At 70.8% G+C, this 12,632-nt stretch carries 9 protein-coding genes; 8 read left to right on the top strand and 1 reads right to left on the bottom strand.

Going from position 1 to position 12,632, the window contains the following annotated elements; genetic code table 11:
- The first annotated feature begins 164 nt into the window (after nt 1-164).
- From ABD292_RS21410 to ABD292_RS21390, 5 genes are all read left to right on the top strand, one after another.
- The gene (locus tag ABD292_RS21410) at nt 165-3,014 is read left to right on the top strand and encodes an alpha/beta hydrolase (protein WP_344209851.1); all 2,850 of its coding nucleotides are present in this window, start codon (nt 165-167) and stop codon (nt 3,012-3,014) included.
- A 123-nt stretch (nt 3,015-3,137) separates the two neighbouring features.
- Complete coding sequence (locus ABD292_RS21405; RefSeq protein WP_344209849.1) at nt 3,138-3,299, top strand: hypothetical protein; 162 nt, start codon at nt 3,138-3,140, stop codon at nt 3,297-3,299.
- A gap of 356 nt (nt 3,300-3,655) precedes the next feature.
- Nucleotides 3,656-5,977 carry an acetyl-CoA acetyltransferase gene (locus ABD292_RS21400; RefSeq protein WP_344209847.1) on the top strand — a complete coding sequence of 774 codons (2,322 nt, stop codon included), beginning with the start codon at nt 3,656-3,658 and terminating at the stop codon, nt 5,975-5,977.
- A gap of 113 nt (nt 5,978-6,090) precedes the next feature.
- Entirely contained in the window at nt 6,091-6,663 is a 573-nt protein-coding gene (locus ABD292_RS21395; RefSeq protein WP_344209845.1) for an RNA polymerase sigma factor, read from the top strand.
- Entirely contained in the window at nt 6,660-7,586 is a 927-nt protein-coding gene (locus tag ABD292_RS21390) for a CU044_5270 family protein (protein WP_344209843.1), read from the top strand. Before ABD292_RS21395 ends, ABD292_RS21390 begins: the two co-directional genes overlap by 4 nt.
- A gap of 50 nt (nt 7,587-7,636) precedes the next feature.
- On the opposite strand, the gene ABD292_RS21385 is transcribed toward ABD292_RS21390, so the two are convergent.
- Nucleotides 7,637-8,020 carry a hypothetical protein gene (locus ABD292_RS21385; RefSeq protein WP_344209840.1) on the bottom strand — a complete coding sequence of 128 codons (384 nt, stop codon included), beginning with the start codon at nt 8,018-8,020 and terminating at the stop codon, nt 7,637-7,639.
- 279 nt (nt 8,021-8,299) lie between these two features.
- Here ABD292_RS21385 and ABD292_RS21380 point away from each other — a divergent pair, with 279 nt between their 5' ends.
- Genes ABD292_RS21380 through ABD292_RS21370 form a run of 3 tightly spaced genes read left to right on the top strand, consistent with a single transcriptional unit; the run spans nt 8,300 to nt 12,549 of the window.
- Nucleotides 8,300-9,514: an MFS transporter gene (locus ABD292_RS21380; protein WP_344209838.1), complete on the top strand. Its 1,215-nt coding sequence runs from the start codon at nt 8,300-8,302 to the stop codon at nt 9,512-9,514.
- A gap of 12 nt (nt 9,515-9,526) precedes the next feature.
- On the top strand, nt 9,527-12,115 hold the full coding sequence (locus ABD292_RS21375) for a multicopper oxidase domain-containing protein (protein WP_344209836.1): 2,589 nt from the start codon (nt 9,527-9,529) through the stop codon (nt 12,113-12,115).
- Nucleotides 12,112-12,549, top strand: a complete 438-nt coding sequence (locus ABD292_RS21370; protein ID WP_344209834.1) for a hypothetical protein — start codon at nt 12,112-12,114, stop codon at nt 12,547-12,549. Before ABD292_RS21375 ends, ABD292_RS21370 begins: the two co-directional genes overlap by 4 nt.
- Nucleotides 12,550-12,632: the final 83 nt, after the last annotated feature.

Genomic DNA, 12,632 nt, shown 5'->3' with positions numbered 1-12,632 from the left:
GTCCGAATCTACCTATACTTCCGCAAGTTCGACCACTCCACGCGGCGTTATCGCGATCACGAATAGTCCAGGCATCTTCTCCTGGGTCTGGACTTAACCGTGGGTTTGCGGACTATCGTGATGAACATCGGTTGTCTAGCGATGGCTCGAGATGGAGGCGTGGCATGAACAGGCGTGATCGTATCTGCGTGGTCTTCGTCCATGGCCTCTTCTCAAGCCCAAGGACCTGGAAGCGCTTCGAGTGGACAATTCGGACAGATCCTGATCTCTCTGGCATGACAACGGTGCTGCGCTTCCAATACTCGTCACCGTTCTTCCTTGCCAGTTTTTCGCGTCGGATCCCGACATTCAGCGACATTGCCGACAATCTGGGATCGTGGCTTCGTCTCAACATCCCGGAAGGTCAAAAGGTGTTCCTGGTGACGCACAGCCAGGGAGGAATAGTCGTCCAGACGTTCCTTTCCAGGGTGCTGCGGGGCGAGGGCCAATATGATCTCTCAAAGATCATCCATTTGCTGATGTACGCATGCCCAAACGGGGGTTCGAGAATCGCGTTGGGGCTGAGAAGGCGGTTGCTTCGCAGTCATCCGCAGGAGTGGTTGCACCGCCGCATGCAGCCGGATGTCCCGGCCATCGAGAGCCTTGAGGACAACTGCCCCTTCTCCATCACCGCTTGCGGCGGAGCGACCGACGCCGTGTCACCTAACGCCGACGCCACCTACCCCTTCCGCAACCGGGAGACCGTGCCCGGTGATCACAAGTCGATCATCCGTCCGAATGGCCCTGACGACGAGTCCTATCTCCTTTTCAAACGGCTGCTGCGCGAGGCATGGTCATCGGCGGGCGGACGCGATGTCCCACTGGCGGCGCCGGTCGCCGTTCCCGCCGACGTCCCATCCCTTGAAGGCGCCAGGCAGAGGTCGATCGAGCCTCCGTGGTCGCAACGAGGGCCGAGCCATCTTGAGGGGCGCGCAGAGGAGGTCGAGGCCATATTGGCCGGGAACGCGAAAGTCTGCGTCCTCGCTGGGCTGGGCGGCGTGGGAAAGACCAGGGTGGCGCTCGAAGTGGCCTACCGCATGCGTCTTCAACGCGATGTGTGGTGGATCAACACGACGGAGTTGCATACCGTGGTGCAGCAACTGGGGCTGCGCCTGGGTGTCCCGAAGAGTGCTCTGATCGAGGCGACGAGTACGCGGAACGTTCCAGACGTGATCTGGAACGCGCTGGAGACCTACGAGCGCCCATGGCTTCTCGTCTTCGACAACGCCGACAACGCCGACGCTCTCGCCGCCGGTACCGGACAGGTCGCCAACGGCAGAGGCTGGCTGCGCGAGCCGGCCACCGAGAACGGCCGGGTGATCGTCACCAGCCACGATCGGAACGAGACCACGTGGGGACATTGGTGCCAGGTCCGTCCGATCAACCCGTTGTCCGAGGATGACGGCATCGCAATGCTGACCAAGATCGTCGGGCGATCGGCGGCGGGCACGCGGGAAGACGCGCGGTTGCTCTCCAAAGCGCTGGGCGGATTACCGCTCGCGCTGTGGTGCGCTGCACGGTACATCAAGAACAGCTACGACCACCCCACTGGCACCGGACGGACGTTCACTGCCTACCGGAGAGATCTGGAGTCCCGTCTGACCGCGGTGCCCGGCAGTGGCCCGTTGGATCAGCAACTGGGCCTGGACCTCGTGCACGAGGTTTTCAAGATTTCGATGGAGGCGCTCGCAAAGGCCGGGATGCCGCAGGCGGGGCCGTTCCTGAAAGTGCTGGCGTGCATGAACGCGAGCGCGATTCCCTATCCGGTCGGCATCGCGACCCGGCTGGCTCACGCGGATCTCTTCGACGGCCATCCCACACCGGAGATCGACAAGATAGTCCAGCGATTGAAGGATGTCGGCCTTGTCTCCCTGGACGCGATCGGTGGTCAGCGAAGCGGGCTGGGCAAGTACGTGACGCAGACGGTGTCCATGCATCCGGCCGTCCATCTCGTCCTGCGCGACGACCATGACGTGACGACCCGGCAGCACGCCTACTACGGCTTCGCGCTGCGGATGCTGGAGGAGGCGCTGGGGGAGTCCGATCCGGACCAGAGCGAGGACCGCGCACTCTGGCGGCTGGTGGCGCCGCATGTCGTGCAGATCACCAACACCGTCGTCGGTAAGCTCCCAGGTGATCAGGACCTCATCCGCAAGGCATTGAGACTTGCCCGCCGCACCAGCAGGTATTTCATCGCCGCCGGACTTCTGTCGCCGGCGAACGAATTCCTTCCGAGGCTCATAGATCACTGCTCCTCGTACGGTTTCTCCCCGGACGACAGGGAGATCATGGAGTTGCGGCACGAGCACGGGCGCATGCTGATCGAGATCGGTCAGCCCGAGGTCGCGGAGACGCGACTACGTGAACTGATCGCGGACCGTGTACGCGTGCTCGGCGAGAACGATCGAGACACCTGGGCCAGTCGGCACAAGCTCGCGAAAGCGATTCTGGTCCAGAACGACCGTTGGCAGGAAGCGGAAGAACTCCTGTGGGGAATTCTTGAGGCCGAAGACGCTCTCGATCCGCACCACACGGACAGCATGGTCGTGAAGCACAGCCTCGCCCGTGCCATCCTGGCCCAGGACGGAAGCCGCGCCGCGCTGGCCGAGAAAATGTGCCAGGAAATTCTGCGGCAGTGGGATCCTGAGGGGATCTCGCCCCTCAACGAGGTCCTTTTTGTCCGGGGCACGCTCGTGCGGGCGTTGCACGCCCAAGGACGCATCGACGATGCGAAGAGGGAGGCGGAGGCCACCCTGGCGCGCAACGAGGAACGTCTCGACGAGGTCCATGCCATGGCGCTGACCTTCGCCTACATCGCCGTTCTTCTTGAGTTGCACAAGTTCGACATGGCTTATGAGCAGGCGAAGTCGCTGCTCGCCCGCCGTGCCCGCGTACTGGGGGACCGCCACGCGGACACGTTGCGGACGCGGAAGCTTCGCGACGACATCCGCAGGCTTCTGCACGGCGACGAATGAAATGTGTCTCTCGCGAGACCGCCATGGACCTGGCGTTGTTGGGCTGACGATGGAGGAGGCGGCAGGCTATTTTGAGTGAGCAAGGAATCTCGGGAGGGCCACCACTTTCGAAAGGAGACAATAGTGGCGAAACCTGAGCATGGGCCGCAGGGCTCGGCGATCGACGAGGGACCGGTGGCCGAGGAGCTGACCTTGGTCGAAGTGGCCCGGCAGCTTGCCCGCCAGGCATTGGAATCGGAGCATCAAGCCGCTGAACTACGGGTCAGAGCGGCCGAAATTTTCTGAACTCGGCTGGGCAGAAATTGACTAGGTGAAAACGAGGTCCGAAGCTGTACGGGCGATCGAACTCGCCCCTCATCCGTCCAGCGCCACCACTTCAGCGCCGTTCATTCGCCGAACCCGATACGCGCCAGTCTGACCAATGCGTCGCAGGCAGCTGATCATCGAGATCGCATGGCCGATGCCGGCCGCGACCGGCGGGAGAGTCGCGTCGCGGCCCGCCGACCGCACCCGGCGGCGGTCGGCATCCGTGTTCCAGGCACGGGCGCATCGCGGTGGTCCGTGGTTGTCCGCCCTGTTGAGCGGGGATACTCTCGCCGTGTTTGAGACGATGTGCGTCTGCAAATGGCGGGAGCAGGTGGATGACGTACCAGGATCTTGATCCGCGCACGCCGGTGCTCGTGGGCGTGGGGCAGGCGTCGGAGCGGATCGGGGAGCCCGGTTACGGTCGTCTGTCGGCCGTCGAGCTTGCCGCCGCGGCGGCGCGCGAGGCGCTCGTCGACACCGGGGCGGACCCCGGCGAGGTGGCCGCCGCCGTGGACACGGTCGCGGGTGTGCGGCAGTTCGAGATCTCGACGCCCGGCATTCCGTCGCCCCTGGGCAGGTCCACCAACTATCCGCGTTCGGTCGCCGCACGGGTGGGGGCCGCTCCTCGGCGGGCGATCCTCGAAGTTGTCGGGGGGCAGGGGCCGCAGCATCTGGTGAACGAGATGGCGGCTGCCGTCGCGGACGGCGAGGCGCAGGTGGTGCTGGTCTTCGGGTCCGAGGCGATCTCGACCGCGCAGCATCTGGCGAAGGCCGAGGACAAGCCGGACTTCAGCGAGAGCGTCGAAGGGGACCTGGAGGATCGTGGCTACGGGCTCAAGGGGCTGGTCTCGCGGCAGCAGGCGGCTCACGGGCTGACGGACGCGCTCAGCCAGTACGCCCTCTTCGACAACGCCCGCCGTGCCCGACTCGGCCAGACGCGGGAGGAGTACGCGGCCGGCATGGGCGCGCTGTTCGCGCCGTTCACGAAGGTCGCGGCGGCCAACCCGCACGCCGCCGCCCCCGTAGAGCGCACCGCCGAAGAGCTGGTCACGCCCAGCGAGAAGAACCGCTACATCGCCGAGCCCTACACCCGCTACACAGTGGCCCGCGAGAAGGTCAACCAGGGCGCGGCCGTGCTGCTGATGTCCGTGGGCGAGGCCCGGCGGCTGGGGGTGCCACCCGAGCGGTGGGTGTTCCTGCACGGCCACGCCGACCTGCGCGAGCGCGGCCTGCTGGAGCGCGCCGACCTGAGCGGCAGTCCCGCTGCCGTGCTGGCCGTACGGCACGCGCTGGAGCAGGCCGGGATCGGGGCGGACGAGCTGGCCGTGATCGATCTCTACTCCTGTTTCCCGATCGCCGTGTCCGCCGTCTGCGACGGCCTCGGCCTGCCCGCCGACGGTTCGCGCGAGCTGACCGTGACCGGCGGGCTGCCGTTCTTCGGGGGCGCGGGCAACAACTACTCGATGCACGCCATCGCCGAGACCGTGCAGCGGCTGCGCGCGCAGCCGGGCGCGTACGGGCTGGTCGGCGCGAACGGCGGCTCGCTCAGCAAGTACTCGGCCGGCGTCTACTCCACCACGCCCGCCGAATGGCGGCCGGACCGCAGCGCCGCCCTCCAGGCCGAGCTCGACTCCCGGCCCGGCGTCGAGCAGGCGTTCCAGGCCGACGGCTGGGCCACGATCGAGACCTACACGGTCAAGCACGGCAGGGGTGGGAAGCGCACCGGGATCGTCGTGGGCCGGTTGGAGGCCGACGGCCGCCGGTTCATCGCCACGAGCGACGACGAGCGCACGCTCGGCCTGCTCACCACCGGCGAGCCGATCGGGCGGCGGGTCCACGTCCGCTCGTTCGGGTTCGGCAACCGGGTGGCGGTGGACGACGCCCTCATGGACGAGCTGTTTCCGCCCAGGGCCGCCGTGCTGCGCGACGACTACGAGCACGTGCTGGTACGCCGCGACGGCCACGTCCTGGAAGTCACGATCAACCGCCCGGACAGCCGCAACAGCCTCCACCCGCCCGCGAACGACGAGCTGGACGCGGTCTTCGACGCCTACTTCGCCGACCCCGGCCTGTGGGTGGCGATCATCACGGGCGCGGGCGGCAAGGCGTTCTCGGCGGGCAACGACCTGCTCTACTCAGCCTCCGGCAAACCGATGTGGGTGCCGAAGAACGGCTTCGCCGGCCTCACGAGCCGCCGGAACATGACCAAGCCCGTCATCGCGGCGGTCAACGGCTTCGCCATGGGCGGCGGGTTCGAGATCGCCCTCGCCTGCCATCTGGTCGTGGCGGACGAGACGGCCCGCTTCGCGCTGAGCGAAGTCAAGGTGGGTCTGGTCGCGGCGGCGGGCGGCCTCGTACGCCTGCCCAGGGCGCTGCCCGGCAAGCTGGCCACCGAGATGATCCTCACCGGCCGCCGGCTGACCGCCGCCGAGGCGCTGGAGCACGGTCTGGTCAACCGGGTGACCGAGCCGGGGCAGGCCCTGGCCGGCGCGCGGGAGCTGGCCAGGGAGCTCCTGGAGAGCTCGCCGACGTCCGTACGGCGTCCCTGCAGATCATGGCCGAGACGCAGGGCATCCCGGACGTCGTGGACGCGGTCACCCACCCGTCGCCCGCGCTGGACGACCTCATGGTCAGCGAGGACGTCACGGAGGGCCTGACCGCGTTCGCCGAGAAACGCCCGCCGCGCTGGCGCAACCGCTGAAATTGATGGAACCGCCGGCCCTGCTCGTGCCAATCACCTCTGTCAGCACGATGACATGAGAGGCACGAGATGCGACATGAGAGCTGGACGGACGCGCCCGCGCGGCCACTCTCCGACCGGTTCGCCGAGCTGTTCACCCAGCACGGACCGGGGCTCAAGCGGTACGTCATCCGGCGGCTCGGCGTCGAACCCGCCGACGACGTCGTGGCCGAGACGTTCGCGCAGGCGTTCCAGCACCTGGAGTCGTACGACGTGGCGCGCGGCGACGAGCGCTCCTGGCTGTACGGCATCGCCACCAACCTGATCGGCCAGCACCGCCGCAGGGAGATCGCGCTCTACCGGGCGCTCTGCCGTACGGGGGCGGACCCGGTGGTGGAGCCGTTCACCGACGAGGTGGAGCGGCGGGTGGTGGCGGGCGCGGCGCGGCAGCGGCTGGCCAAGGCGCTGGCCGGGTTGTCGCGCGCGCACCGGGACACGTTGCTGCTGGTCATGTGGGCGGAGCTGACGTACGAGGAGGCGGCGGGGGCGCTCGGGATCCCGGTCGGGACGGTGCGCTCGCGGATCAACCGGGCCCGGTTCGCGCTGCGCCGGGCGCTGCGCGGGCTGGACCCGGCGGCCGAGGACGAAGGAGCGGGCTGGTGACGAAGATCCACGACGAGTTCGACCTGGTGAAGCGGATGCGCGCGGAGGTGCCCGCGCGACAGGACCTGAGCGGCGTGGAACGCCGCCTCGCCGAGCTCCGTACTCGCCGCCGGCCGGTGAAGTCGCGCCGCCTGCCCCGGCTCCGGTGGGGGCTCGCGCTGGCCACCGCGTGCGTCGTCGGCGTGGGCGGCTGGCAGCTCACGCGGGGCGGCGCCGAGCAGGGCGTCCGGCCCCCCGTGGCGCACCGCCCGACCGCGACCGCGACCGTGCTGGAGCGGGCCGCGCTCGCCGCCGCGTCCAGCACGGCCGCCGAGCCCAGCCCGGACCAGTGGTACTACCGGCAGCAGTCGCAGCACATGCCCGGCGGCGACCTGCCGACCTACGAGAGCTGGGACAAGCTGGACGGCACCCGGACGGCCATCCGCACGGAGGGCGGAAAGCTGAAGGTCGCCGCCGCCGAGCGGGGCCCCACACACCCGGGCAAGACCATGGCGGAGCTGCGGCGGCTGCCCACCGACCCCGACGCGCTGCTCCGGCACTTCCGCTCGCTGCCACGCGAGCTGACGCCGCTGTCGATCTGCGCCCCCGCGTGCCCGGCGGGAACCGAGCAGGACGTGAAGGCGTTCGGCGCGATCGGCTGGTACATGAGCTACGGCCCGCTGGTGCCACCGGACACGGCGGCCGCGATGTACCGGGCGCTGGCCAGGATCCCGAACGTCAGGATCGAGCAGAACGCGACCGACGGCGACGGCCGCACCGGCATCGGCGTCGTGCTCGACCTCGGGGAGGCCGGCAAGGGCTCCTACATCCTCGACCCCGAGGACTACCACTACCTGGGGGTCGTGGTGGGGCAGGGCGAGGACGCCGCGGCGATGTCCGTCCTCTTCTCCGGCATCGTGGACGAGCCCGGCCAGCTCCCCTGACCGCAGCCCCGCCCGGGGAGTGACCACCCGGGCGGGGCGTTCCGCGGGCGCTAGCTGTCACACTCCTGGTAGACGCGTTTGCCGGTGCTGGCGTCCGTGCAGACCTTGCAGGTGCGGTTCGGGCTGTTCGTGGTCGGCTTCTTGGTGGTCACGCATTCGAGGTCCATCGGCTTGCGGGACTGGCTGCCCTGCTTCTGGGACTCGCCGCGCCGCCGCTCGCAGTACTGCCTCTTGTATCCGCTGCCTTTCTTGGCGCGGCAGTAATAACATCTCCTGTCGCCCTCCTGGAGCCATTTGCATTTCGGCGCCAGCGAGCTGGAGGAATCGATGGACGAGGTTGTGGCGCCGGCGTTCGCGGCCTGCGCCTGCGAAGGCATCGAAGGGACGAGGGCGGCCGCCACAAGGGCGCTGACAGCGCAGGCTTCCTTGAGCATGGTTCCTCCCGCGGTTCGCGTTCTCCGCTGACCCCTCCATCGTGAACCCCTCTCTCCGAGCGGCGTCAAGACGGGCGCCGGACATTATTGTTCCGGCGCCGCGCGCATATTCTCCGGCCAAACATGCGCAGCACATCTCCTTTATCGGCCGCGATTGTTTTCATGGCCGCCCTTTACGTTCTCCTGCTCCGCAGGGCGGCGGAAGACGGGCCATCGGACGGGTTTCGAGGGACTTTGGTCCCTGCCGGCGACCCGGGGGAGGGCGGGATCTTGAGGTTCATGACGAACGCACCAGCCTCTCCTCACGCGCGCGTACCCGCGCTGATGCTCGGCATGGCGACCCTCGGCTTCGCGGTGAACTTCTGGGCGTGGGCGCTGCTCAGCCCGCTGGGGCCGCGTTGCAAGGAGCTGCTCGGGCTGTCGGCCGGGCAGCAGGCGCTGCTGGTCGCCGTACCCGTGATCGTCGGCTCGCTCGGCCGCATCCCGGTCGGCGCGCTGACCGACCGCTTCGGCGGGCGGGCGATGTTCCCGATCGTCTCCGCCGCCACCATCGTGCCCGTGCTGTTCATCGGCGTCGCCGGGCAGACCTCGCTGGCCGCGCTGCTGGTCGGCGGGTTCTTCCTCGGCGTCGGCGGGACCGTCTTCGCCGTCGGCGTGCCGTTCGTCAACGCGTGGTTCCCGCCGCACCGCCGCGGTTTCGCGGTGGGCGTCTTCGGCGCGGGGATGGGCGGCACCGCGATCAGCGCGCTGACCACCGTGCCCCTGGTGCGCGCCGGCGGCGCGGCCACGCCGTTCCTGATCACCGCCGGGGTTCTCGCCGCCTACGCGATCGCCGCCTGGCTGGTGCTGCGGGACGCGCCCGGCCGCAGCGTCGCGACCCAGCCCCTGATGACGCGCATGGCGGCCACGCTGAAGCTGCCGATCACGTGGCAGGCGTGCGTGCTGTACGCGGTCGCGTTCGGCGGCTACGTCGCCTTCTCCGTCTACCTGCCCGCCTACCTCCAGACCGGCTACGGCCTCGAACAGGCCGACGCCGCCAACCGTATGGCCGGGTTCGTGGTGCTGGCGGTCCTGGCCCGGCCGCTCGGCGGCTGGCTGTCCGACCGGGTCGGTCCCGTGCCCGTGCTGACCGGGGTGTTCGTCGTCATCGCCGTCTCGGCCGGGGTGCAGGCGCTGACGCCGGGGCTGATGCCGGTCGGCACGGTCGCCTTCCTGACCATGGCCGCCGCGCTCGGCGCGGGCAGCGGCGCCACCTTCGCCCTCGTCGCCCAGGTCGCGCCGGCCGACAAGGTCGGCACGGTGACCGGACTGGTCGGCGCGGCGGGCGGGCTCGGCGGGTTCGTCCCGCCGCTGCTGATGGGCTTCGTCTACGGGCGGCTCGGCTCGTACGGGCTCGGCCTGGGCCTGCTGGCCGTCACGGCCGCGCTCACCCTGGCACTGACGGTGACCGTGATCCGTTCGGTGGCCGTCCGCCGCACGGCCGGCGCCCGATAGGAGGTCGGTGACGTGGGTCCGGTCGACATCCGGGTGGAGCGCGGCGGACCGCCGCGTCCCCGTGCCTCGTGGCACCTGCGCGCGAACGCGGTCGTCGTCGGCTGGCTCGCCCTCACCGTCGTGGCGGCCCTGGCGGGCGGCGTGCTGCCGGCGCCGCGCTGGCTGCTGGTCCACGTCTTCCTGCTGGGCGCGATCAGCACGGCCATCCTCATCTGGAGCGAGCACTTCACCGTCGCGCTGCTGCGCGTCCGCACCCCGCCGCACCGCGGCAGCCTCGCCAGGCTCGGCCTGCTCAACGGGGCCACGGTCGCGGTGCTGGCCGGGGTGTCGGTGGGGCCGTGGCAGGTCGCCGCCGCCGGCGCGGCGGTGGTGGCGGGGGTGGTGCTGTGGCACGCCGCCGTGCTGGTCAGGCTGGTACGTCAGGCGCTGCCCGGCCGGTTCGGCCACGTCATCGGCTGGTACGTCGCCGCCGCAGGAGCGCTCGCCACCGGCGGCGTCCTCGGCGGGCTGCTGGCCGCCGATGTCGGGCACGGGGCCGCGCACGAGCGGACGCAGGCCGCGCACGCCGTGGTGAACCTGTTCGGCTGGGTCGGGCTGACCGTGCTCGGCACGCTGTTCACGCTCTGGCCCACGGTGCTGCGCACCCGGATGGCGGACGGGACGCGCCGGGCCTCGCGCCTGGGGCTGCGGCTGGCCGCTCCCGGGCTGGCGGTCGCGACCGGCGGGCTGCTGGCGGGCTCGCGGTGGGCGGCCCTGGCCGGGCTGGTGGCGTACGCGATGGGAGCGCTGGCGGCGCTCGTGCCGCCGGCCGACGCGCTGCGGCGCAGGCGGCCGCACAGCGGGGCCGCCTGGATGCTGGGCGCGGCGATCGGCTGGTTCGAGGTGGCGCTGGCCGCGAACGCGGTGGTCGTCGCCACCCGCCCGGCGGCCGGGGTGGCGGCGGCGCTGGAGCCGCTGCTGCCGCTGGTGCTCGTCGGGTTCGTCGCCCAGGTGCTGTTCGGCTCGCTGCTGCACCTGCTGCCCGCGGTGCTGGGCGGCGGGCCGGCCCGGTTCAAGGAGAACGCGGCGCTGCTGGAGCGCGGCTGGGCCGTGCGGCTGGCGGCGCTCAACGTGGGGGTGCCGCTGCTGGTCCTGCCGGTGCCGTCCCCGGTGGTGCTGCTGGGCTGGGCGCTCGTCCTGGGCTCGGCCGTGGCGTTCGTCGCGCTGGCGGTCACCGCCCTGGTCCGCGCCCGCCCGGCGCAGGAGACGGCGGATGCGGCGATGGCGAGCCCTGCGGGTGGCGGTCACCAGCGGCGGTCAATGCCGGCCGTGGCCGGGGTCGTCGCCGGCTGCCTGCTGACGGCGGCCGCGGTGGTCGTCGCCACGACGGGCGGGCCGGGCCCGGCGACGGCGACCGTGACGGGCTCCCGTACGGTCGAGGTGACGCTGTCCGGGATGAGCGTCCGCCCGGCGGTGATCGAGGCGCCCCTGGGGACGGTCCTGACGCTGCGGATCACCAACGCCGACGCCCAGCGCCACGACCTGCGCATGGAGACCGGTGAACGCACTCCGGCGCTCGCCCCCGGCCAGAGCGCCACGCTGAAGCTGGCGGCCCTCGGCGCGGCCGTGGACGGCTGGTGCACGGTGGCCGGGCATCGGGCGGCGGGCATGACGATGCGGATCGTCCCCACAGGAACTTCCGCCCACGCCGCCGGGCACGCCGGCGCGCACCCGTCCGGCCCCGCCCGCCTCGACCTCGCCGCCCCCATGTCGCCGGGCTGGAAGCCGTACGACGCCAGCCTGCGGCCCGCGCCCGGCGGCACCGAGCACCACGTCGAGATCCGCGCCGACGACAGGGCCGTCCAGGAGGTCGCGCCGGGGGTGCGGCAGCGCGTGTGGACGTTCAACGGGACCATGCCGGGCCCGGTGCTGCGCGGCAAGGTCGGTGACGTGTTCGTCGTGACGTTCGTCAACGGCGGCACGATGGGCCACGGCATCGACTTCCACGCCGGGGCGACCGCCCCGGACGGCCCGATGCGGACGATCCAGCCGGGGGAGCGGCTGACGTACCGCTTCCGCGCCGAGTTCGCCGGAGCCTGGCTGTACCATTGCTCGACCATGCCCATGACGCAGCACATCGCCAACGGCATGTACGGCGCGGTCGTCATCGACCCGCCCGGCCTGCCGCCGGTGGACCGCGAATACCTCCTGGTGCAGGGCGAGCTCCACCTGGGCGAGCCCGGCAGCGAGGCCCAGGTCGCCAAGCTGCGGGCGGGCGAGCCGGACGGCTGGATGTTCAACGGCGCCGCCGCCGGCTACGACCACGCCCCGCTGCGCGCCGAGGCGGGCGAGCGCGTACGCCTGTGGGCTGTGGCCGCCGGGCCCAGCTCGGGCACGTCGCTGCACGTGGTCGGAGCGCCGTTCGACACCGTCTACAAGGAGGGCGCGTACGCGCTGCGATCCGGCGACCCCGGCGGGGCACAGACGCTCGACCTCGCCCCCGCCCAGGGCGGCTTCGCCGAGCTGGTCTTTCCCGAGCCGGGCCGTTATCCGGTGGTGGACCACACGATGCGCCGGGCCGAGGCGGGCGCGCACGGGCTGTTCGAGGTGAGCGCGTCATGACGTGGTGGTCGGTGGTGCGGTTCCTGCACGTGCTGGGCGCGGCGCTGTGGGTCGGCGGCCAGCTGTCGGTGTCGCTGGTGCTGCTGCCGCCGGCCCGGCGGCTGCTGGACGAGCAGCGGCGGGGCCAGGTGCTGAGCGCCGTGGGCCGCCGCTTCGGGCTGCTCACCGCCGCGGTGTTCCTGCCGGTGCAGCTCGCCACCGGGGTGGCCATCGCCTGGCACAAGGGCGTGACGTGGGCCTCGCTCGCCGAGCCCGGTTACGGCCGGATCCTGGCGGCCAAGCTGGTGCTGTTCTGCGCCGTCATGGCGGCCGCCGGGGCGCACGGGTGGCTGACCGGCGCGGGCCGGCCGCGGCTCGCCCGGGTGATGGCGGTGACGTCGCTGGTGGGTTCGCTGGGCGTCGTGCTGCTGGCCACCGCCCTGCCCGCGACATAAGGACCTGAGGGCCGATCGGCCCGACAGGCGGGACTTTGGTCCCTGCCCGACATGGTGCCTGTGCCGGAAGTCTTTCCTCGTGA

Origin of the sequence: Nonomuraea bangladeshensis (genome assembly GCF_039529455.1) — a bacterium.
Taxonomy (GTDB): domain Bacteria; phylum Actinomycetota; class Actinomycetes; order Streptosporangiales; family Streptosporangiaceae; genus Nonomuraea; species Nonomuraea bangladeshensis.
This window is presented reverse-complemented; position numbering and strand designations above follow the sequence as displayed.

Coding starts and splice junctions, on each gene's coding strand:
- ABD292_RS21410 (WP_344209851.1), top strand. CDS start 165: ATGAACAGGCGTGATCGTATCTGCGTGGTCTTCGTCCATGGCCTCTTC.
- ABD292_RS21400 (WP_344209847.1), top strand. CDS start 3,656: ATGACGTACCAGGATCTTGATCCGCGCACGCCGGTGCTCGTGGGCGTG.
- ABD292_RS21395 (WP_344209845.1), top strand. CDS start 6,091: ATGCGACATGAGAGCTGGACGGACGCGCCCGCGCGGCCACTCTCCGAC.
- ABD292_RS21385 (WP_344209840.1), bottom strand. CDS start 8,020: ATGCTCAAGGAAGCCTGCGCTGTCAGCGCCCTTGTGGCGGCCGCCCTC.
- ABD292_RS21380 (WP_344209838.1), top strand. CDS start 8,300: ATGACGAACGCACCAGCCTCTCCTCACGCGCGCGTACCCGCGCTGATG.
- ABD292_RS21370 (WP_344209834.1), top strand. CDS start 12,112: ATGACGTGGTGGTCGGTGGTGCGGTTCCTGCACGTGCTGGGCGCGGCG.